We start from the raw sequence: 21,081 nt of genomic DNA, 5'->3' as shown, positions 1-21,081 counted from the left end.
GCGCCGCCGCCCGGCGCGCGCATCGACGTCTTTACTTGGCGATTTCGCGCAGCCAGGCCGCGCAGTCGGCCGAGGCTTCCACCGGCCAGTCGACCTTGAGCGCGGTATCGCCGCGATGCAATTCGACGTGGATGTGACGGCCGTCCGTGGTGCGGCCATTCACCAGCCGCGACCACCATCCGCCAGCCGGTGCCTGTGCCGCGGGCGCGGGCGCGGGCGGCGCTGCCACTGACGCCACGGCGGCCGGCTGCGCCACGGACGCCTTCGCGACGATTGGCTTCGCCGGGGCCTGACTGGCGGGTGCCGCAGCCACGACCGTCGCGGTCGCGGCGCCGACCGGACCGCCCTCCAGCCGCGCCACCAGGTTCTGGCCGAATTCCTCCCACATGCGGTCGGCCTTGGTCTTCATGACGCCGAGCCCGAAGGTGCCGAGGCGCCCGAGCACATCGACCTTGACCTTCATGCGCAGCTCGGTCTGTCCGCCCGGCAGCTCGGTCAGGAAGATCTCGCTCTGCTGCTTGAGCGAACTGGCGACCGAGGCATCCTCGCCCGTGCCTTCGCAGCGCAGGTAGCGCGGCGCCTGCTGCTCGACGATGGTCGTGCGGAGCTTGAACTTCGCGCTGATGAAGGAGATCTTGACGTGGATCTGGGCGATGTACTCGACATCGCTGACCACCTCGATCGACTTCATCCCCGGCACGCAGCCGCCCATCACCTGGGGGTCGAGCAGCATCTGCCAGACCTGGGCCGCGGGCGCCGCGACCGTCATCGTTTTTTCAATTTCCACGCATCTTCTCCGCAGCGTTCATGACGGACTCGACGATCTGCGTGTAGCCGGTGCAGCGGCACAGGTTGCCGCTGAGGCCGTGGCGCACTTCGTCCACCGTCGGGTGGGGGTTCCGGGCCAGCATCGCGCACGACGCCATCAGGAAACCGGGGGTGCAGTAGCCGCATTGCAGGCCGCCGCATTGCATGAAACTCTGCTGCAGCGGGTGCAGCGTGTCGCCGTCGGCCAGGCCTTCGACGGTGGTGATGCTGCAACCGTCGGCCTGCACTGCCAGCGACAGGCAGGACTTGACCACCTCGCCGTCGACGATCACCGAGCAGGCGCCGCAGGTGCCGGTTTCGCAGCCGCGCTTGGTGCCGGTCAGGTGGAGGTCGTCGCGCAGGAAGTCCGACAGCAGGCGCCGGGCCGGCACCTCCATCGTGTGCGCTTCGCCGTTGACGGTGATCGCGATCGGGTGGTTGCTCATGGTCTGTCTCGGTCGGTGGCAAGGTCGAACAGCTGCGCGATGGTGCGCCGGGCCACCACCCGCACCATGTCGCGGCGATAGTCCTCGGAGCCGCGCGAGTCCGACACCGCGAGGATGTCCGTGCTCACGATCCGGGCGGCCTCGGCCGCCACCTCGGCGGTCACGGTCTTGCCGGCCAGGAAGGCTTCGGCGCGCGCCACCCGGGCCGGGATCGGGGTCGAGGCACCGACCACCAGCCGGGCCTCGTGGCACTGCGCGCCGCTGCGGCGGACCGACAGCGCCACGTTGACCAGCGGCCGGTGCTCGGCCGCGGTGCGCCGGAAGCGGGTGTAGCGGCCGGCGGCGTCGGCCCGGGGCGCGGGCACGCGGATGTCGAGCACCACTTCGTCGGGCTCGATCGCGGTGACGTAGTAGTCGACCAGGAACTCCTCCATGCCGAGCACCCGCTCGCCGCGCGAGCTGGCCAGCGTGACCTGCGCGTCGAGCGCCATCAGGCAGCCCGGCGGATCGGTGGCCGGGTCGGCATAGCAGAGGTTGCCGCCGATCGTGCCCTGGTGGCGCACCTGCGGATTCGCCACCTGCGCCGCCATCGCGGCCAGCATCGGGTAGTGCTGCTGCACCAGCGGGGAGCGCGCGACGTCGCAGTGACGCGACAGCGCGCCGATGCGCAGGCCCTGCCGCGGGTCGAAGGAGATGCCGCGCAGCGCCTCCAGCCGGGCGATGGAGACGATGTGGGTCGGCGTGAGCATGCGCTGGCGCATCGCCAGCATCAAGGCGCTGCCACCGGCCATCACGCGGCATTCGTCGCCCAGGTCGGCCAGCATGCGGCTGGCCTCGTCGACCGAAGCGGGCTGCAGGAAATCGAAATCACGCATGAGGCGCTCCTTGCAGTTCGCGCAGGCCCGCCAGCACCTTCTCGGGCGTGATGGGCAGGTCGTGGATGCGCACGCCGATGGCGTCGTAGACCGCGTTCGCGATCGCCGGCGCGCCGGGCAGGATCGCGGTCTCGCTGGCGCCCTTGGCGCCGTACGGGCCGTTGGGGTCGTTCGATTCGACCAGGCTGCCGCGCAGCATCGGCACCGCGTCGCTGGTGGCCATGGTGTAGTCGGCGAAGTTGCCGTTGGCCATGCGGCCGCCCTCGAGCTGCAGCTGCTCGTACAGCGTCCAGCCGATCGCCTGCACGGTGGCGCCGTTTGTCTGGCCGTGGATGGCCAGCGGGTTCAGCGCCTTGCCGCAATCGTCGGAAACGAAGCTGTCGACCACCGTGACCTGGCCGGTGTCGGTGTCGACCTCGACCTCCACCGCCTGGGCCGCGAAGGAATAGGCGGGTGCGATGTTGCCGTAGACCCGGTCGTCGTGCATCTGCGTGCTGGCGTCCCAGCTGCCGCTGACCTGGAGGCCTTCGCCGCCATGGCGCCAGACGTGCAGCCGGGCCAGTTCGGCCAGCGTGCAGCGGCGCTCGGGCTCGGCGGCGACGCGCACGGCGCCGTCGATGCATTCCAGTTGCTCGGCCGGCGCGTCGAGCCGGGTCGCGGCCAGCGCGATGAGCTTGTCGCGCGCCATGCGGGCCGCCACGATCGCCGCATTGCCGCCCGCGATGGTCACGCGCGAGGCCAGCGACCCGATCGCGATCGGCGAGGTGTCGGTGTCGGGCGGCACCACGTGGGTGTGGTCCAGAGGGATGTCGAGTTCGTGGGCGACGACCTGGCTCAGCATGGTCATGGCGCCCTGGCCCATGTCGGCCTCGCCGCTGTGGATGAAGACCCGGCCGTCCTCGTTGACCTTGACCACGACCGTGGAACCGTCCCAGTTGCCGATGGTGCGGTTGCCGCTGACGTGCATCGCGGCCGCCATGCCGACGCCGCGCCGCCTGGCGCCGGTGGCCTTGGGCGCCGCGCGCCGGGCCTCCCAGCCGATGGCCGTGATCGCCTGGTCGATGCATTCCTTCAGGCCGGTGCTGCCGATCTGCCAGCCGTGGATCGAGGTCTCGCCGGCGCCGATGGCGTTGAGCTTGTGGATCGCGACCGGATCGAGGCCCAGCTTCTCGGCCATCGTGTGGATGTGGCTGTTGAGCGCGAACAGCATCTGCGAGCCGCCGAAGCCGCGGAAGGCGCCGTGCGGCGGCGTGTGGGTGTAGACCAGCGTGGCATGCGAGCGCACGTTCGGGTTGCGGTGCATGTTGTCGCTGCGCATCGCGCTGACATGCATCACCTCGGGCGCGAGGCCGCTGTAGGCGCCGCAGTCGGCCACGATGCGCACCTCCTTGGCGACGATCAGGCCGGCCCGGGTCATGCCCAGCTTGAGCGTGATGCGCTCCGGCACGCTGGACGGCGCGGCGAGGAAATCCTCGAGGCGGTTGTTGACCAGCCGCACCGGCCGGCCGGTCTTGAGAGCGAGCAGGCCGGCGATCAGGTGGTTGGCGTCTTCCACCAGCTTGCCGCCGAAGCCGCCGCCGGTGGTCGCCTGGTGCACGCGGATGCGCGAGATCGGCATCTCGAGCGCGGCCGCCAGCCGCAACCGCGCCTGCGTCACCGACTGGGTCGAGGTCCAGACCACCAGCCGGCCGTCGGGCTCCAGCGCCGCGACCGTGGCCATGGGCTCGAGGTACCCGGGGTACTGCGCATGCGTGCTGTACGTGGCCTCGTGCACCAGGTCGGCCGATGCGAAGCCGGCGTCGGCGTCGCCGCGTTCGAAGCGGATCTCGTGCGCGACATTGTTGCGGCCCGGATGCACGCCCGGCGCTTCTTCGTCGAGCGCCTCTTCGGGCGTCAGGATCGCGGGCAGTTCCTCGTACTCGACCCGGATGTGGTCGAGCGCGTCGCGCGCGATCTCCTCGCTCACGGCCGCGACCGCGGCCACCTCTTCGCCGGCGAAGCGCACCGAGCCCTCGGCCAGGATGCGGCGCTCCTTCTTGTGGACGCCCCACATCGCGCGCGGCGCCTCGGCGCCGGTCAGCACCGCCTTGACGCCCGGCAGCGCGAGCGCCGCCGAGGTGTCGATGGCCGTGATGCGCGCATGCGGATAGGGGCTGCGCAGCACCGCGCCGTGCAGCATGCCGGCGACCTTGAGGTCGCCCGCGTACTGCGCGCGCCCGAGCACCTTGGCGCGCGCATTGACCTGCGGCACGTCCTGCCCCAGGGTGGACTGGTTCTGTCGCAATGTCATGGCGCTGGCCCTATTCGGCCGACACGCCCAGGTCGCGAATCACCTTGCCCATCACCTCGTAGTCGGAGGCGTTGGTCTTGCCGAGCACCTCGGGGGCGCCCCCCATGGGCAGGGCGCCGAAGGTGGCGAGCTTCTCGACCACTTCAGGCGTCTTCAGGATCTCGTTGAGCTGGGTGTTGAGCAGCTTCACCACTTCGGCCGGCGTGCCCCTGGGCGCGAAGAAGCCGTTCCAGGCGCCGACCACCACGTCCTTGTAGCCCGCTTCGACCAGCGTCGGCACGTTGGGCGCCAGCTTCGAGCGCTGGGCATCGCCGATGGCCAGCGGCAACAGCCGGCCCTGCTGGATGTACTGCGTCACCGGCCCGAGCGTGACCCAGGCGGTGTCGACGTGGCCCGCGACCACGTCGGTCACCGAGGGGCCGACGCCGCGGTAGGGCACGTGGGTGATCTTGACGCCGGCCTCGCGGTTCAGCCACTCGCCGACGATGTGCATCGGCGAACCGGCGCCGGGGCTGGCGTAGCTCAGCGCCTTGCCGCCCTTCACGCTCTTGACCATCTCGGACACCGACTTCACGCCGGCGGCCGGATTCGCCACCAGCACGAGCGGCTGCACCGCGGTCTTGATGATCGGCTCGAAACCATGGAGGACGTCGTAGCCGGCGCTCGGCGACAGCTTCATCACGAGCGGCGCGGTGGTGAACGGGTTCGGCGTGAACAGCAGCGTGTAGCCATCCGCCGCCGCCCGGCCGACGAAGTTGTTGCCCAACGCACCGCCGGCGCCGGGCTTGTTGTCGATGACCACCGGTTGCTTCAGGCGCTGCGACAGCTTGTCGGCGAACAGCCGCGCGATCGCGTCGGTGTCGCCGCCCGGCGGATAGGAGACCACCACGGTGATCGGCTTGGACGGATAGGCCGCGGCCTGGGCGTGCGCAGCGCCCATGGCCACGGTGAGAACGCCTGCGATGGCGGCGGTGACGAACAGTCGGCGGTCGGATTTCATCGTAGGAGTTCCAGGAAGAGCGCCGGCGGCCGCAGCCACCGTGCGCCGAGATCTAAAAAGGGGAGTCGGCTTGTTGTTTCTCTTGTGAAACAAGAATCCACCAAAGAAACAGGCGAATTCTAGACTTTCATGTTGACTGATCAACCAGCAAAACGGCTTATTGACAAATTCATGAAAATGATGTGCTCATGCATTTCGTCGATTTCAATGAGACGATGCGCCTGTTGCTCCTGCCGCAGCGCACCTGCCCACCCTGACCATGAACCCAAAGAAAAAAACCGATGCCGAAGGCCCCGCTTCGCCTGCCGCCGAAAACGCCGCCGACTCCCCATGGGCGAGCCTCGAGGAGGGCGGGCACAACCTGGCGATCGAAGACTTCCTGACGACCATGATGAGTCACGCCAGCAACGCGCTGCGGCGGGCCATCACGGTGCCCTATGCCGAGCAGGCCGGCCTGACGGTGTCGGAGTGGCGCATGTTGTCGGTGCTGGCCGAAGCGCAGCAGTTGCCGTTCATGGAGTTGGTGGTGCGCTCGGCGGCCGACAAGGCGCAGGTGAGCAGGACGCTGCGCCTGCTCGAGACCCGGGGGCTGTTGTCGCTCCACGCCGAACAGCAGGGCGCGCGGAAGTGGCAGACCTGCAGGATCAGCGCGCTGGGGCAAGCGCTCTACGACCAGGTCATTCCGCTGGCGCGCCAGCGCCAGGCGGCGGTGATCCGCCAGCTGACGTCGGACGACCGGGTCGTCCTCTACCGCGCCCTCAAGACGCTGCGCCGCATCGGCGAAGGGGCCGTCGAATCGCGCTCGGGCCGCTGAGTCCGCGCTTCGCGCAGACGGTCAAGCCTGCCAGACGCCGTAGCCGGCCTCGCGCAGGGCGATGCCGAGTTCGACCTCCATCTCGCGCGCGGCTTCGTAGGGCATCGGGTTGTACATCGCGTACAGCGCCGGCAGCAGCCGCAGACCATGGTCGCGCACGAAACCGTTGGCCTGGATGCCTGCCTTGTGCTTGTCGAAGCGCACATCCGGATCGAGCCCGGTCATGCCGACGTAGACGAAGGGCATGCCCAGGCGATAGCCGGGATTCGCGCGCCGGAAGCGCGCCACGTTCCAGACGCGGTCGTCGAGCTCGACCACGTAGACGTGGTGGTGATGGCGGCTGCGCGTCTTGCGGACCGGCATGCGGCGCGCCGTCGTCGAGGGGAGAAGAGCGCTCAGGCGCGCAGGACCTCGCGCCAGATCAGCTCTTGCGCTTGACCAGGCCGTAGATGAACAGCAGCACGATCGCGCCGACCACCGAGGCGATGAAGCCCGCGCCCTGGCCCGCGGTGTACCAGCCCATGGCTTGGCCGACGTAGGTCGCGATCAGCGAACCGGCGATGCCGATCAGGGTGGTGATGATGAAGCCGGCCGAGTCATCGCCCGGTTTGATCGCGCGTGCCACCAGGCCCGCAACGAAGCCGATCAGAATGGTCCAGACGATGCTCATACGGATCCTTGGTGTGGGTTGTGGCGGAAGGCGCACCGCCGGAGGCGGCGCCGATTTGATGATAGCGGGCGCCGCGGCGACCTGCGCGTGAAATCGCGGTCAGGGCAGCGGCTGCGTGTGGGCGGTGGCCAGCGGCAGGCGCGACACCTCGGCCAGCAGCGCGGCCAGTTGCGTGGCGCTGGCATCGACCAGCGCCCGCCCCTTTTCAGCGGTGGCGGCGGCCGCATTGCCGGCCGCGCCCTCGGGGTTGTAGTCCTCCATCGCCCAGCCGAGCTTGGCGCTGCGGCCATTGCCGAGGATCGCGTAGTCGGCGGCGCGCTGGCGCGACGTGGAGCCGAAGTCGCGGGCCGCGGCCATCGCCACCTGGCCGGGCGCCAGCGCCAGCATCATCGAGGTCTCCATCTCGCCGGCATGCACGCCGAAGCGATGCTCGTCGGCGCTGAACTGCGCCCCGGCCTCGCCGAGCGGCAGGTTGAACCAGCTGGTGCTGTAGACGATCAGGCCATGCGCCGCCCGCAGCTCGCGCGCGACGATGTCCATCGCGCCCGAATGCCCGCCGTGGGCGTTGAAGAACACCAGCTTGCGCACGCCCGCGCGCGCGACCCCGGCGCCGATCTCGCTCCAGAGCCGGATCAGCGTGCCGGACGACAAGGTCAGCGTGCCCGGGAAACGCGCGTGCTCGGGGCTCAGGCCGACCTGCTGGGTCGGCAGGAACAGCACCGGAAGGTCGGCGGCCAGCAGGGGCAGCGTGGCGGCCACGATACCGTCGGCCAAGGCCGAGTCGACGCCCAAGGGCAGATGCGGGCCATGCTGCTCCGTGGCGCCGAGCGGCAGCACCGCGACCGTCGCGGCCGGATCGAGCGCCGCGAAATCGCGCGTCGTGAGCTGGGACCAGAAGCGGCTGGCAGGGACTGTCATGCGGCAATCTTAGGCCCTGTCGCGGCTGCCGCGGCGGCGCCGAACCGGAGCGCCAGGAAGTCCACCAGCGCTCGCACCCGCGCCGGCACGAAGCGGCCGCTGGGCAGCAGCGCGTGCAGCGGATAGGGTTCGGTCTCCCAGTCGGGCAGCAGATGCACCAGTGCGCCGGACGCCACGTCGCGCTGCAGGTCGAGCTCGGACTTCAGGGTGATGCCGCGCCCGGCCAGCGCCCACTCGCGCGCCAACGAGGCGTCGTCGACCACCCGGTCGCCGTCCACCCGCACCTCGGTCCGGTGGCCGTTGCGCACGAAGCGCCAGAGCCGCTGGCGTCGCCCGCCACGGTGGAAGGTGAGGCAGTTGTGCTGCAACAGGTCCTGCGGTGTCTGCGGCGCCGGATGGCGGCGCAGATAGGCGGGCGACGCGCACAGCGCCGGCCGCGAATCGGCGAGCCGCCGCGCCACCAGCCGCGAGTCGGCCAGCGGGCCGTAGCGCAGCGCGACGTCGACCTCGTCGCGGGTGACGTCGAGCAGCCGGTCGCCGACCGAGAGCGACAGCTGCAGCCCCGGATGCAGGTCGAGGAACTCGTCGAGCCAGGGCAGCAGCGTCACCCGGGTCAGATCCGAGGGCGCCGCGACGCGCACGGTGCCGACCAGCGCGCCGCGGTCGGCCAGCACCAGCGACTCGCCCTCGGCCAGCAGCTCGAAGGCGCGCACCGCGTAGTCGAGCAGCGTCTGGCCCTGGGGCGTCAGGCGCATGGCCCGGGTCGAGCGCTCGAACAGGCGGACGCCGAGCTGCGACTCCAGCCGCTTGAGCGTCGCGCTGGCCGCCGCCGGCGTGATGCCGAGCGCCGAGGCCGCGGCGGTGAGCGTGCCGGCCCGCGCGGTGTGCACCAGCACCCGGAGGTCGGCGACATTTTCAATCTTCATTTGAAAGTAAAGCTTCCTTTTGTCGGCTTATCAATTCCTGGTTGCCACTCTACATTGCCGGCATCACATTGACCAAGGACGCCCCATGAAAGCCATCGGCTATCGCCAATCGCTCCCCATCGACAACTCCGCCGCGCTCGAAGACCTCGAGCTGCCGGCACCCACGCCCGGCGAGCGCGACCTGCTGGTGCGCGTGAAGGCGATCTCCGTCAACCCGGTCGACACCAAGGTCCGTCGCAACGCAACGCCGGACGCCGGCCAGGCCAGGGTGCTGGGCTGGGACGCCGCCGGAACGGTCGAGGCGGTCGGCACCGCGGTCACGCAGTTCAAGCCCGGCGACCGGGTCTACTACGCCGGCTCGATCATGCGGCCGGGCGCCAACAGCGAGTTGCACACGGTGGACGAGCGCATCGCGGCGCTGGCGCCGCGGAGCCTCGGCGACGCCCAGGCCGCGGCGCTGCCGCTGACCACGATCACGGCCTACGAACTGCTGTTCGACCGCCTGCGCGTGCCCCGGGACGGCGGCGCCGGCCAGACCCTGCTGATCGTCGGCGGCGCCGGGGGCGTCGGCTCGATCCTGATCCAGCTGGCGCGCCAGCTCACCCGATTGCGCGTGATCGCCACCGCCTCGCGCGCCGAGACCCGTGCCTGGTGCCTCGCGCTCGGCGCGCACGCGGTGATCGACCACGCGAAGCCGCTGGCCGGGGAGCTGAAGGCCGCGGGCATCGGCGAGGTCGACATGGTCGCCGGCCTGACGCAGACGGGCGCGCACTACGCCCAGATCATCGAGAGCCTCAAGCCCCAGGGCCAGCTGGCGGTGATCGACGACATGCCGACGCTCGACGCGATGGCGCTCAAGGGCAAGTGCATTTCGCTGCACTGGGAAATGATGTTCACGCGTTCGAAGTTCGAAACGCCCGACATGGCGCGCCAGGGCGAACTGCTCGCCGAAGTCGCGCAGCTGGTGGACGCCGGCCGCATACGTACCACCGCCCACGCGGCCTTCGGCATCATCAACGCCGCCAACCTGCGCCGGGCCCACGCGCTGATCGAGAGCGGCAAGGCGCAGGGCAAGGTGGTCCTGGAAGGCTTCTGAGGTCCGCGCTACTTCTTCTTCCTGACCTTCCAGACGACGTTGCCGACGTCGTCGGCCACCAGCAGGGCGCCGCGCCCGTCGAGCGCCACGCCCACCGGCCGGCCCTGCGCCTTGTCGTCCGCGCTCAGGAAGCCGGTCAGGAAATCGACCGGCGGGCCGCTCGGCCGGCCGCCGATGAAGGGCACGAAGACCACCTTGTAGCCCGCCAGCGGCCTGCGGTTCCAGGAGCCGTGTTCGCCGATGAAGGCGCCGTTGGCGAATTCCGGCGGCATGCCGCGCGGACTGGAGAACACGATGCCGAGCGGCGCGCGGTGCGAGCCCAGCGCGTAGTCCGGCACCACCGCCTTGGCGACCATGTCGGGGCGCTGCGGATTCACGCGCGCGTCGACGTAGCCGCCGAAGTAGCTCCAGGGCCAGCCATAGAAGGCGCCGTCCTTGACGGAGGTCAGGTAGTCCGGAACCAGGTCGCTGCCGAGCTCGTCGCGCTCGTTGACCACGGCCCACAGGACCTGGGTGTCGGGCTCCCAGGCGAGCGCGGTCGGGTTGCGCAGGCCGCTGGCGAACAGTCGCTTCTCGCCGCTCTGGCGGTCGACCTCCCAGATCGCGGCCCGCCCCTTCTCGACCTCGAGCCCGTTCTCGCCCACGTTGCTGTTGGAGCCGACGCTGACGTAGAGCTTGGTCCCCTCGCGGTTGGCAACGACGTGCTTGGTCCAGTGGTGATTGGGGGCCGCAGGCAGGTCGGTCACTTTCACGGGCTCCGCGGTGATGGTGGTCTGGCCTTCGACATAGGGCACCTTGACCAGCGCATCGGCATTGGCGATGAACAATTCGCTGCCGACCAGCACGACGCCGAACGGCGACACCAGGTTCTGCATGAACACCTCTCTCACCTCGGCCACCCCGTCGTTGTCGGCGTCGCGCAGCAGGGTGATGCGATTGGCGCTCTGCACGTCCGCGCCGGCACGCTTGCGGACCAGGCCCTCGACCTTCTGCCGGATCTCGGCGACGAGGCCGCCGCCGCGGCCGCCCGCTGGCTTGGGCGGCTGGTTGCTCTCGACCACCAGCACATCACCGTTGGGCAAGGTGTAGACCATGCGCGGATGGTCGAGGCCCCGGGCCAACGCGGTCACCACGAAGCCCTCGGGCGCGGTGGGACCCGCGGTATCGGTCCAGCCCACCGAGGGCGCGATGTTCACCGTGGGCAGCAGGGCCGCGCTCGGCGCCGGCAGCGTCGGCGTCGGGCCGGTTTCCTGTTCGGGCGACAGCTTTGCCCTGTCCCCGCAGGCGGCCAGCAGCAGAACGGCGGCGATCGGCGCGAGCAGCGACTGCCGCGAGCGATGGGGAATCGTCATGGTGGAAGTCCTTTGGCGCCTGGGGCGGCGCGAGCCTCCCATGATGCCGGCAGCGCCGCGTCGCATTCGGCGGCAGGCGCTTTCGAAGGCGGGCGCACCCCCGTCCGGCGGCCCCGCTACCATCGAGCCATGACCGAAGACCTGTTCCGCTCCGATGCCTACCTGCGCGAGTGCGAGGCCCTCGTGGCGGGCGTCGACGAGACCGGCATCCTGCTCGACCGCACGGTGTTCTATCCGATGGGCGGCGGCCAGGCCGGCGACAGCGGCTGGCTGCTGCTTGCCGACGGCCGCGAGCTCGCCATCGCCGACACCCGCAAGGCCAAGGATGCCGAAGGCCGGCCGACCGACGGGATCCTCCACCTGCCCGCGACCGGCCAGGAGGCGCTGGCGGCCGCGCTGCGGCCCGGCGACCGCGTGACCGCGCGCATCGACTGGGAGCGCCGGCACCGGCTGATGCGCTTCCATACCGCCACCCACCTGCTGTGCCACCTGGTGCCGCAGCCGGTCAACGGCTGCTCGATCACGCCCGACTACGCGCGGCTCGACTTCCACATGACCGAGCCGCTCGACAAGGAGGCCCTGACGGCCGGCCTGGCGCGGCTGGTGGCGGCCGCCCATCCGCTGGCAGTCGGCGCGATCAGCGACGCCGAGCTGGATGCCAATCCGGCCCTGGTCAAGAGCATGAGCGTGCAGCCGCCGCGCGGCACCGGGACCGTTCGCACGATCCGCATCGGCCCCCTCGAGGACGGCGAGGCGATCGATTTCCAGCCCTGCGGCGGCACGCATGTGGCGAACACGCGAGAGATCGGCGCCGTGGTGGTCACCAAGATCGAAAAGAAGAGCGCCAACAGCCGGCGCGTGGTGCTGGGGTGGGGCGCGTGAGCCGGCGCCGGAACTTCGCCGAGCCGGCACGCTCCGACTGACGGCATGCCTCTTCTTTCCCGCCTTCGTTTCGCGAGCTTTCTCTTCGCCGCCTTCGCGGCCTGCCTGCCGGCCGCGGCCCAGCTCACTTCCCGTATCGGCCCGGTGGTCACGACCCCGCACGTGCGGGCCGAACTGGTCGCCCATGCGCCCGACGGCGTGGCCGCCGGTGCGCCGGTCTGGCTCGGCCTGCAGATCGTGCACCAGCCCGGCTGGCATACCTACTGGAAGAACGCGGGCGACTCCGGCCTGCCGACCGAACTGGCCTGGTCGCTGCCGGCGGGCGTCTCCGCCGGCGACATCGCCTGGCCGGTGCCGAGAAAGATCCGGATCGGCAACCTGGCCAACTTCGGCTACGAGGACACGCTGCTGCTGCCGGTGCCGCTCACGGTGGCGCCCGATTTCAAGCCGCAGCCGGCCCTCACGGGTGCCGACCAGCTCGACGTCAGGCTCAAGGCGTCCTGGCTGGTGTGCAGCAAGGAGTGCATTCCCGAAGAAGGCGAGTTTCTGCTCAAGCTGCCGCTGCAGGGCTCGACGGCGCTCCACAAGGCGGAATTCGACGCCGCCTTCGCGGCGCAGCCCCAGCCGCTGGCCCGGCCGGGCCAGATCACGGTGGACGGCGACAAGCTGCAGGTCCGCCTCGAAGGCCTGCCCGCCGGCGCGCAGGGCAAGACCCTCGAGTTCTTTCCCGAAACGGCCGAGGTGATCCACTCCGCCGCCGTGCAGGGCAAGGATTGGACGCAGGCCTGGCAGGGCGGCGCCTGGACCGCCAGCGTGCCGCTGGCCGCGCAGCGCAGCGCCAGCCCGGCGGTGATGCCGGTGGTGGTGGCGCTCGCCGAGGCCGACCGGCAGCCCGGCCAGCCGATCGCCTGGCGCGCCGAAGCGCCGGTCGCGGGCGCCTGGCCGGCGACCGCGGCGCCGGCCCAGGTCTCGCCGGCCTTGCAGGCCGCGCTGGAGGCCAACGCCTCGGCGCCGCAGCCGCAGCCACAGGCCTCAGGCGGCTTCATCGTCGCCCTCCTGGGCGCATTGATCGGTGGCCTGCTGCTGAACCTGATGCCCTGCGTGTTCCCGGTGCTCGCGATCAAGGTGCTGGGCTTCACGCGCCATGCCGACGACCGGCGCGCCCACCGGCTGGCCGCACTGGCCTACACCGGCGGCGTGATCCTGTCCTTCCTGGCGCTGGGTGGCGCGATGCTGGCGCTGCGCGCCGCCGGCGCGCAGCTCGGCTGGGGCTTCCAGCTGCAGTCGCCCGCGGTGGTGGCCGCCCTCGCGGCCCTGTTCACCCTGATCGGCCTCAACCTGGCCGGCCTGTTCGAGTTCGGCCGCATGGCGCCGGCGTCGCTCGGCGCCGTCCAGGCGCGCCATCCGGTGGCCAACGACTTTCTCTCGGGCGTGCTCGCGGTGGTGGTCGCCTCGCCCTGCACCGCGCCGTTCATGGGCGCCTCGCTGGGCTTCGCGATCGGCCTGCCCGCCAGCCAGGCCCTGCTGCTGTTCGCGGTGCTCGGCTTCGGCCTCGCCCTGCCGTACCTGGCGGCCGGCTTCGTGCCGGCCGTGGCCCGCCTGCTGCCCAGGCCGGGCGCCTGGATGGACACCCTGCGCCGCCTGCTCGCGTTCCCGATGTTCGCCACGGTCGCCTGGCTGGTCTGGGTGCTGGGCCAGCAAAGCGGCATCGACGGCGCCGGCGCCCTGCTGGGCCTGCTCGTGTGCCTCGCGGCGATCGCCTGGGCCCTGACCCTGCGCGGCCGCACCCGGCTCGTGCTCACCGGCCTGACCGTGGCCCTGACCGCGGTGCTGGCGGGCGCGATCGGCGGCCATGTGGTGCGACCTGCCGAGCCCGCCAACACCTCGGCGGCCGCGGGCCCGCTCTGGCAGCCCTGGTCGCCCGAGCGCGCGCGCGAACTGGCTGCCGCCGGCCGGCCGGTGTTCGTGGACTTCACGGCCGCCTGGTGCGTGACCTGCCAGTACAACAAGCGCAGCACGCTGGCCGACGCCGAGGTGCTGGCCGATTTCGACGCCCGCCAGGTCGCGCTGCTGCGCGCCGACTGGACCCGGCGCGACCCGGCGATCACCGAGGCGCTGACCGCGCTCGGGCGCAGCGGGGTGCCGGTCTACGTCTTGCAAGCACCGGGAAAGCCGCCCGTGGTGCTGACGGAAATACTCGGCAAGGATGAACTGCGCGCCGCGCTCCGGGCACTTTGACCCTTGCTGGCCGGCCGCCTTGAGGCGCCCGGCGCCGGCCTTAACGGGTTGTCACACGGACATGAAGAATCCGTTCTAAGCTGTCGCAGTTGTTGAGTATTTATCACCGGGAGTACAAGCTGACCATGTCATCGTCAACCTCCGCCTCGCGTTCCTACCGTGCCGCGCGCGATGCCCGCGCCGCCCTCAGCCGCGCCTCGCGACGCGCCATCATGACCGCCGCCGTCGCGCTCGGCGCCACCTTCCTGATGAACGCGCAGGCCGTCGCCGCGCCCGCCGTCGGCCAGCCGGCGCCGGATTTCGTCGCCGTCGACACCGCCGGCGCGCAGCACCGCCTGTCGGATTTCGCCGGCAAGTTCGTGGTGCTCGAATGGACCAATCCGGGCTGCCCCTTCGTCGGCAAGCATTACGGCAGCGGCAACATGCCCGCCACGCAGAAGGCCGCCACGGCCCAGGGCGTGGTCTGGCTGGCCATCAATTCGACCGAACGCGGCGCCAGCGACTACCTGAAGCCGGCGGCGCTGGCCGCCTGGATGAAGGCGCAATCGGGCGCGCCCACGGCCGTGCTGATGGACGAGGACGGGGTCATCGGCCGCGCCTACGGGGCCCGCACGACGCCGCACATCTTCATCGTCGACCCCAAGGGCACGCTGGTCTATGCCGGCGGTATCGACAGCATCCCCTCGTCCCGCGCCGAGGACATCAAGGCCGCCACCAACTACGTCAACCAGGCGCTGGGCGAAGCCTTCGGCGGCAAGGCCATCAGCGCCGCGGCCACTCGGCCCTACGGCTGTTCGATCAAGTACAAGAGTTGAGACCGGCCGGGGCCGCATCGGCCGTCTCGGGCCGCCCCAAGGCGAATACCGGAGCGCTGCCGCGCGAAGGTTATTCCACGCCCCTGCGACAATCGCAGGATGCCTTTCGCCCCCCTGAAGAATGACACTTTCCTGCGCGCCTGCTGGCGCCAGGCCACCGACCACACCCCCGTCTGGCTGATGCGCCAGGCCGGACGCTACCTGCCCGAGTACCTGGCCACCCGGGCCAAGGCCGGCAGCTTCATGGGTCTGGCCACCAACGTCGACTTCGCGACCGAGGTCACGCTGCAGCCGCTCGAGCGCTTTGCACTCGATGCCGCCATCCTGTTCTCCGACATCCTGACGGTGCCCGACGCGATGGGGCTCGGCCTCTCGTTCGAGGCCGGCGAAGGCCCGCGCTTCGCTCGCCCGGTGCGCGACGAGGCCTCGATCGCGGCCCTGGCGGTGCCCGACATGGACAAGCTGCGCTACGTCTTCGATGCCGTCGCGTCGATCCGCCGCGCGCTCGCCGGCCGGGTGCCGCTGATCGGCTTCTCGGGCAGCCCATGGACGCTGGCCTGCTACATGGTCGAGGGCGCAGGGTCGAGCGACTACCGGCAGGTCAAGACCCTGCTCTACAGCCGCCCCGACCTCATGCACCGGCTGCTGGCCGTCAACGCCGACGCCGTGGCCGCCTACCTCAACGCGCAGATCGACGCCGGCGCCCAGGCCGTGATGGTGTTCGACAGCTGGGGCGGCGTGCTGGCCGATGGCGCCTTCCAGGCCTTCAGCCTGGCCTACACGCAACGCGTGCTGTCGCAGCTCAAGCGCGACGGCGCCGACGGCCGGCCGGTGCCGCGCATCGTGTTCACCAAGGGCGGCGGACTCTGGCTCGAGGAGATGCAGCCGCTCGACTGCGAGGTGCTGGGCCTGGACTGGACCGTCAATCTCGGTCGCGCGCGCGCACTGGTGGGCGAAGGCCCGGCGGGCAAGGCCCTGCAAGGCAACATCGACCCCAACGTGCTGTTCGCGCAGCCGCACCAGATCGAAGAGGAAGTGGCCAAGGTGCTGCGGAGCTTCGGCCGCCCGCACACCGATCCGGACACCACCGGACCGACGCACGTGTTCAACCTCGGCCACGGCATCAGCCAGTTCACGCCGCCCGACCACGTGGCGGCCCTCGTGAACGCGGTGCATTCGCAATCGCGCCTGCTGCGTCACTGAGCGCTTTGTTATGACTTGTAAGCACCCGAGAACGACTGCCGCGCGTTTGTCAAGCGCCAAAAGCGTGAGGAGGGACTGACTTATGCACAAAACGGCTGCTGCGGTGCGCAAAAACATCTGACGCGCGATGAAGGCTGCTCCTAAAGCGATAGCGAAGCTAAGTCATTGATTCATATAGGTTTTGAACTTTGCTTTTTTTGCGGGCATTCCAGCCGGAGCCTTGATTTTCAAGGGCTGGCGACGCGTCGAGCCCGGATATCAACAAAGTTATCCACAGAAACTCTGGATGGACCGCAAAGCGCTGAAAAATCAACAACTTAAGTCCATTTGCTCAAAGTCGCTTTAACAAACCCGCGCAGCGGGAACCCGCCTTGAACTGGTGCATCGACGTCGCCGTCCAGACTCCGGCGCACAGTGCACTAGGGGATGTACTTAGCTACACAAGCCCTGTCGCCCTGGCTCCGGGGGCACTCGTGCGGGTGCCGCTGGGTCGCCGCGAGGTGCTGGGCGTGGCCTGGGCCGTGCGCGGCCTGGAGACCGACGCGCCATCTCCCCTGGAACTCAAGCCGGTCGCCGGCGCCCTGGACGCCCTGCCCGCGCTGGGCGAGGCGTGGCGCGACCTGGTGGCCTTCGCCGCACGCTACTACCAGCGCTCGCTCGGCGAGATCGCGCTGGCCGCCCTGCCTCCGCAGTTGCGGGATCTGAGCGCGGTCCAGCTGGCGCGGCGGCTCAAGCGCCAGGGCCCTGCGGTGCGCACCGGCCATCCAGCGCCCGACGCGCCCGCGGTGGCGCTCACCGCCGAGCAGGCCGCGGCGCTGGCCCGCTTCGATGCCGAGCCCGGCCCCTTCCTGCTGTTCGGCAGCACCGGCAGCGGCAAGACCGAGGTCTACCTGCGCTGCGTGGCAACACTGCTCGAACGCGAGCCCGAGGCGCAGGCGCTGGTGATGGTGCCCGAGATCAACCTGACGCCGCAGCTCGAAGCCCGCTTCAAGGAGCGGTTCGGCGCCGACTCGGTGGTCTCGCTGCACAGCGGCATGACGAACCCGCAACGGCTCGCCAGCTGGCTGGCGGCGCACGGCGGCGCGGCGCGCATCGTGCTCGGCACCCGGATGGCGGTGTTCGCCTCGATGCCGGCGCTGCGGCTGATCGTGGTCGACGAGGAGCACGACCCCAGCTACAAGCAGCAGGAGGGCGCGCGCTACTCGGCCCGCGATCTGGCCGTCTGGCGCGGCCGGCGCGAGGGCGCCAAAGTGATCCTCGGCTCGGCGACGCCCTCGCTCGAAAGCTGGCATCGCAGCCGGCCGGCCGAGGGCGCGGATGCCGGCGGCAACTACCTGCGACTGGCGATGCCCTCACGCGTGGGGGCCGGCGCACTGCCCGCGGTGCGTCTGGTCGACATGAACCTGCAGCCGCCGAAGACCGTGCTGTCGGGCGCGCTGCTCGACGCCATCGGCCAGCGCATCGCGCGCGGCGAGCAGAGCATGGTGTTCCTGAACCGGCGCGGCTACGCACCGGTGCTGGCCTGCGGCGACTGCGGCTGGAAGAGCGAATGCCCGCATTGCAGCGCCTACCGCGTGTTCCACAAGATCGACCGCACGCTGCGCTGCCACCATTGCGGCTTCACCGAGCGCGTGCCGCGCGCCTGCCCGGCCTGCGGCAATCCCGACATCGCACCGGTCGGCCGGGGCACGGAGCGGCTGGAAGAGCACCTCGGCGAGCTGTTTGCCACGGTCCTGCGGCCCGACGGCAGCGCGGTGCGCGTGGCGCGCATCGACGCCGACAGCACGCGCAAGCAGGGGTCGCTCGAGTCGCAGCTCGCCGCGGTGCACGCCGGCGAGGTCGACGTGCTGGTGGGCACGCAGATGATCGCCAAGGGCCACGACTTCCGCCGCATCACGCTGGTGTCGGCGATCAACCCCGACGGCGCGCTGTTCTCGAGCGACTTCCGCGCGCCCGAGCGACTGTTCAGCCTCCTGATGCAGTCGGCCGGCCGCGCCGGGCGCGATGCCGCCTACCTGACGGCTCAGGAGGCAACCGCCGAGATGTGGATCCAGACCCATCACCCGCAGCACCCGCTGTTCGCCGCGCTGCGGCGCCATGACTACGCGGCCTTCGCCCAGGGCGAACTGGAGGAGCGCGCAGCCGCCGGCATGCCGCCCTTCGCCTTCCAGGCGCTTCTCAGGGCCGACGCGCGCACGCAGGACGCGGCGCAGGCGTTCCTGAATGCCGCCAGTGCCGCGGCCGACGCGCTACCGGGCGCCGACCGGGTGACGCGCTACCCCGCGGTGCCGCTCGCGATCCAGCGGGTGGCCAATGTGGAGCGGGCGCAGATGCTGATCGAGAGCGGCTCGCGCGCCGCCCTGCAGCGGCTGCTGGCGGAATGGCAGCCGCTGCTGCACGCGCTGCGCCGGCAGCCCGAGGGCAAGGGCGTGATCCGCTGGCTGGTGGACGTCGACCCGCAGAGCATCTGACGCGGGCGGCGGCCGCCATTGCGGAACGCCGCGGAAGCGGGCGAGCTACAGCAGCCCGACCGGCGCCTTGCCCATCTCCACGTATTGCAGGCCGGATCGGCGGCGTCGGGAAGTCCCGGGGACGAAGAGCAGCAGGCTCAGCACGGCCGCCGCCAAGGCAGCACCGGTTCCGAGCGAACCCCCGAGCCACAGCCAGCCGACGCCGGCCAGCCACACCATCCACAGCACCCCGCGCGTCCAAGTCGTCATGCCACTCTCCCGATCCAGAAGCCCACTTTAGCAGCGCTTCTGAATACGGAAGCATTAGTCAAAAGCAATAGTTCACGGGAACCCCGTCTTCTTGCGAGACAGGCAGGAAATACTCTGCAACAACGGTTGACGAAGCGCCGCCTCGCTGTCCAAGCTATGGTGGCGTCGGGACCCACTGCGGGGTTCTGCGAAAGGTCATCTCATGAAGACGCTCTCTGGGACTTTGTGGGGCCTGGGCCTTGCGATTGCCTGCCTGGCCACGGGCGCGCCGGCGGCAGAGCTGGAGCTCGAAGGCAGCCGGCTGCTGGTCAGCGGCATGCTCGATGGCAGCGCCCTCAAGGATTTCGAGTCGCAGCTGGCCAGCGGCCAGGTGCGCACGGTGGTCTTCGAGAACGCGCTGGGCGGCTCGGCCGACGTCGCCAGGGAGTACGCGCGTGCGATCCAGGCCTCTGGCGTCAACACCGAGGCCAAGGGCCAGTGCCAGGCTGCTTGCGCCTTCGCCTTCCTGGCCGGCAAGGAGCACCGGTTCGGGCGCGGCTTCCAGATCCACGCGCTGCTGATCCCGGTCGACAGCCGGCCGCAGCCCGGCGAACTCGCGAGCCGCTGGCGGGGCGTGGATGCGGCGCATCGGATGCCGGCGGAGTCGAGCGCGCCGGCCGCCGAGCCCGCTCCCCCCGCTGCGACGCCGACCCCGCCCCCCGGCACGCCTGCCGCGAAGGACACGTGGCGCCCGAACCAGGGTGTCCTGTTCACCTCGACCCCCACGCTGTTCGGGCGGGTCCACAACACCTTCTATTGCGACGGCACGCAAGGGCGCGACCCGTCGCGCTGCGAGCTGCTGTCCGATGCCGACCCCTACAAGCTCGGTGTCCTGAGTCCGTAGCTCGCCCCCAGGTTGCCCGGCACTTCGTGTCCGGGCGCCCACCCCCTACCGGGGGCAACACCAGCGGCCCGGCAGGGGGTGGGCGGCTACACGAAGTGAGCCAACCTGGGGGCGAGCGCAATCACCGGAAAGCTGAAAAACGCCGCCACCGTGGTCCACAGGATGATGCGGGCGATGCGGCCGTTGTCGGCGCCGAAGCGCTCGGCCAGCATCGACACGTTGCTGGCGCTGGGCAGCGCGGCCACCAGCACGATCGCCACCAGGGCCGGCTTTCCGAGTGGCAGGCCGAGCGCGATCGCGCCGCGGGCCACGCCGTAGACCAGCAGGGGATGCGCGATCAGCTTGATTGCGACCACCGGCAGCACGTCGGCGAGCCGCGCCTGCGGCGGCGGCCGGGGCGTGCCGCCCGAGCTGCCCAGGGCCTGCGCGACGACCGCGCTGGCGCGGTGCTCGCGCGCCAGCAGCGCCGAGCGCGCCAGCACCGCGCCGATCGTGAACAGCGCCACCGGCGATGCCGCCTCGGCCAGCATCGCGACCGTGCGGTCGAGCGGGCCCGGCAGCGCCAGCCCCGTCGCCGAGGCCAGCACGCCCAGCAGGATCGACCACGGCATCGGATTCAGCAGGATGCCGCGCAACGCCTGCCGCGCCGCCTTCGCGGCCCCATGCTCGTCGGCGCCGTCGAGCCGCGACAGCGCGATGCACAGCGACGAGGTCACGATCATGTCGAACGCGATGGTGATGATGGTGGGCGAGGCCGCCTGGGCGCCCAGGATCGCCACCAGCAGCGGCACGCCCATGAAGCCGGTGTTGGGGAAAGCCGCCACCAGCGCACCGAATGCGGCGTCGTTCCAGCCGATGCGCCCATTGCGGCTCAGGGCCACCGTGGCGCCGACCACGATCAATGCGCTCAGGCCCCACACCAGCGCCACGCCGCCGTCCAGCAACAGGCCGATCGGCGCATTGGCGCCGAAGCGAAACAGCATGCAAGGCAGCGCGAAATAAAGGACGAAGGCATTCAGCCCCGGAATCGACGACAGCGGCAACAGGCCGCCGCGCGCGGCGGCGTAGCCGGCGGCGATCAGGGCGAAGAAGGGGACGGTGACGAGGAAGATCTGCAGCACGCGGCCGATTGTGCTTGGGCGCCCG

Annotated in this window: 20 protein-coding genes; 8 read left to right on the top strand and 12 right to left on the bottom strand. The window is 70.6% G+C overall.

Annotation, left to right across the window (positions count from 1 at the left end):
- Window positions 1-31: 31 nt before the first annotated feature.
- Genes AB4Z46_RS20475 through AB4Z46_RS20455 form a run of 5 tightly spaced genes read right to left on the bottom strand, consistent with a single transcriptional unit; the run spans window position 32 to window position 5,418 of the window.
- Window positions 32-787: a CoxG family protein gene (locus AB4Z46_RS20475; protein WP_442285369.1), complete on the bottom strand. Its 756-nt coding sequence runs from the start codon at window positions 785-787 to the stop codon at window positions 32-34.
- Window positions 777-1,253: a (2Fe-2S)-binding protein gene (locus AB4Z46_RS20470; RefSeq protein ID WP_442285368.1), complete on the bottom strand. Its 477-nt coding sequence runs from the start codon at window positions 1,251-1,253 to the stop codon at window positions 777-779. The genes AB4Z46_RS20475 and AB4Z46_RS20470 overlap by 11 nt, the downstream gene beginning before the upstream one ends.
- Window positions 1,250-2,128 (bottom strand): FAD binding domain-containing protein, encoded by an 879-nt coding sequence (locus AB4Z46_RS20465; RefSeq protein ID WP_442285367.1) that lies wholly within the window; start codon window positions 2,126-2,128, stop codon window positions 1,250-1,252. Before AB4Z46_RS20465 ends, AB4Z46_RS20470 begins: the two co-directional genes overlap by 4 nt.
- Window positions 2,121-4,418 carry a xanthine dehydrogenase family protein molybdopterin-binding subunit gene (locus AB4Z46_RS20460; protein WP_442285366.1) on the bottom strand — a complete coding sequence of 766 codons (2,298 nt, stop codon included), beginning with the start codon at window positions 4,416-4,418 and terminating at the stop codon, window positions 2,121-2,123. The genes AB4Z46_RS20465 and AB4Z46_RS20460 overlap by 8 nt, the downstream gene beginning before the upstream one ends.
- A gap of 10 nt (window positions 4,419-4,428) precedes the next feature.
- Window positions 4,429-5,418, bottom strand: coding sequence for a Bug family tripartite tricarboxylate transporter substrate binding protein (locus AB4Z46_RS20455; protein ID WP_442285365.1), 990 nt, complete (start codon window positions 5,416-5,418; stop codon window positions 4,429-4,431).
- A 259-nt stretch (window positions 5,419-5,677) separates the two neighbouring features.
- Here AB4Z46_RS20455 and AB4Z46_RS20450 point away from each other — a divergent pair, with 259 nt between their 5' ends.
- Window positions 5,678-6,232, top strand: coding sequence for a MarR family winged helix-turn-helix transcriptional regulator (locus AB4Z46_RS20450; RefSeq protein WP_442285364.1), 555 nt, complete (start codon window positions 5,678-5,680; stop codon window positions 6,230-6,232).
- Between the two features lie 21 nt (window positions 6,233-6,253).
- On the opposite strand, the gene AB4Z46_RS20445 is transcribed toward AB4Z46_RS20450, so the two are convergent.
- The 4 genes from AB4Z46_RS20445 to AB4Z46_RS20430 all read right to left on the bottom strand — a co-directional run bounded on the left by AB4Z46_RS20445 (window position 6,254) and on the right by AB4Z46_RS20430 (window position 8,746).
- Window positions 6,254-6,595 carry a hypothetical protein gene (locus AB4Z46_RS20445; protein ID WP_442285363.1) on the bottom strand — a complete coding sequence of 114 codons (342 nt, stop codon included), beginning with the start codon at window positions 6,593-6,595 and terminating at the stop codon, window positions 6,254-6,256.
- Between the two features lie 58 nt (window positions 6,596-6,653).
- Entirely contained in the window at window positions 6,654-6,902 is a 249-nt protein-coding gene (locus tag AB4Z46_RS20440; RefSeq protein WP_442285362.1) for a GlsB/YeaQ/YmgE family stress response membrane protein, read from the bottom strand.
- A gap of 99 nt (window positions 6,903-7,001) precedes the next feature.
- Window positions 7,002-7,820: a creatininase family protein gene (locus AB4Z46_RS20435; RefSeq protein WP_442285361.1), complete on the bottom strand. Its 819-nt coding sequence runs from the start codon at window positions 7,818-7,820 to the stop codon at window positions 7,002-7,004.
- Window positions 7,817-8,746, bottom strand: coding sequence for a LysR family transcriptional regulator (locus AB4Z46_RS20430; protein ID WP_442285360.1), 930 nt, complete (start codon window positions 8,744-8,746; stop codon window positions 7,817-7,819). The genes AB4Z46_RS20435 and AB4Z46_RS20430 overlap by 4 nt, the downstream gene beginning before the upstream one ends.
- 85 nt (window positions 8,747-8,831) lie before the next feature.
- Here AB4Z46_RS20430 and AB4Z46_RS20425 point away from each other — a divergent pair, with 85 nt between their 5' ends.
- A complete protein-coding gene (locus tag AB4Z46_RS20425; protein ID WP_442285359.1) occupies window positions 8,832-9,842 on the top strand; it encodes a zinc-binding alcohol dehydrogenase family protein in 1,011 nt (336 codons plus the stop codon).
- Window positions 9,843-9,850: 8 nt separating this feature from the next.
- On the opposite strand, the gene AB4Z46_RS20420 is transcribed toward AB4Z46_RS20425, so the two are convergent.
- A complete protein-coding gene (locus AB4Z46_RS20420) occupies window positions 9,851-11,194 on the bottom strand; it encodes a PQQ-dependent sugar dehydrogenase (RefSeq protein WP_442285358.1) in 1,344 nt (447 codons plus the stop codon).
- A gap of 129 nt (window positions 11,195-11,323) precedes the next feature.
- Between AB4Z46_RS20420 and AB4Z46_RS20415 the strand changes: the two genes are divergently transcribed.
- From AB4Z46_RS20415 to AB4Z46_RS20395, 5 genes are all read left to right on the top strand, one after another.
- On the top strand, window positions 11,324-12,076 hold the full coding sequence (locus AB4Z46_RS20415; RefSeq protein WP_442285357.1) for an alanyl-tRNA editing protein: 753 nt from the start codon (window positions 11,324-11,326) through the stop codon (window positions 12,074-12,076).
- A gap of 45 nt (window positions 12,077-12,121) precedes the next feature.
- Window positions 12,122-14,314 carry a protein-disulfide reductase DsbD family protein gene (locus AB4Z46_RS20410; RefSeq protein WP_442285356.1) on the top strand — a complete coding sequence of 731 codons (2,193 nt, stop codon included), beginning with the start codon at window positions 12,122-12,124 and terminating at the stop codon, window positions 14,312-14,314.
- A gap of 125 nt (window positions 14,315-14,439) precedes the next feature.
- A complete protein-coding gene (locus tag AB4Z46_RS20405) occupies window positions 14,440-15,129 on the top strand; it encodes a thioredoxin family protein (RefSeq protein WP_442285355.1) in 690 nt (229 codons plus the stop codon).
- Window positions 15,130-15,228: 99 nt separating this feature from the next.
- Window positions 15,229-16,332: a uroporphyrinogen decarboxylase gene (hemE, locus tag AB4Z46_RS20400; protein ID WP_442285354.1), complete on the top strand. Its 1,104-nt coding sequence runs from the start codon at window positions 15,229-15,231 to the stop codon at window positions 16,330-16,332.
- Between the two features lie 371 nt (window positions 16,333-16,703).
- Entirely contained in the window at window positions 16,704-18,803 is a 2,100-nt protein-coding gene (locus AB4Z46_RS20395; protein ID WP_442285353.1) for a primosomal protein N', read from the top strand.
- Between the two features lie 45 nt (window positions 18,804-18,848).
- Here AB4Z46_RS20395 and AB4Z46_RS20390 read toward each other — a convergent pair whose 3' ends face one another.
- A complete protein-coding gene (locus AB4Z46_RS20390; RefSeq protein ID WP_442285352.1) occupies window positions 18,849-19,052 on the bottom strand; it encodes a hypothetical protein in 204 nt (67 codons plus the stop codon).
- A 202-nt stretch (window positions 19,053-19,254) separates the two neighbouring features.
- Here AB4Z46_RS20390 and AB4Z46_RS20385 point away from each other — a divergent pair, with 202 nt between their 5' ends.
- On the top strand, window positions 19,255-19,935 hold the full coding sequence (locus tag AB4Z46_RS20385) for a hypothetical protein (RefSeq protein WP_442285351.1): 681 nt from the start codon (window positions 19,255-19,257) through the stop codon (window positions 19,933-19,935).
- Between the two features lie 86 nt (window positions 19,936-20,021).
- Here AB4Z46_RS20385 and AB4Z46_RS20380 read toward each other — a convergent pair whose 3' ends face one another.
- Window positions 20,022-21,056, bottom strand: coding sequence for an AEC family transporter (locus tag AB4Z46_RS20380; RefSeq protein WP_442285350.1), 1,035 nt, complete (start codon window positions 21,054-21,056; stop codon window positions 20,022-20,024).
- Window positions 21,057-21,081: the final 25 nt, after the last annotated feature.

Origin of the sequence: Variovorax sp. M-6 (assembly GCF_052114385.1) — a bacterium.
Classification (GTDB): Bacteria; Pseudomonadota; Gammaproteobacteria; order Burkholderiales; family Burkholderiaceae_C; genus Variovorax.
Note: the sequence above shows the minus strand (reverse complement) of the source record. Positions and strands in the feature narration are given on the sequence as shown.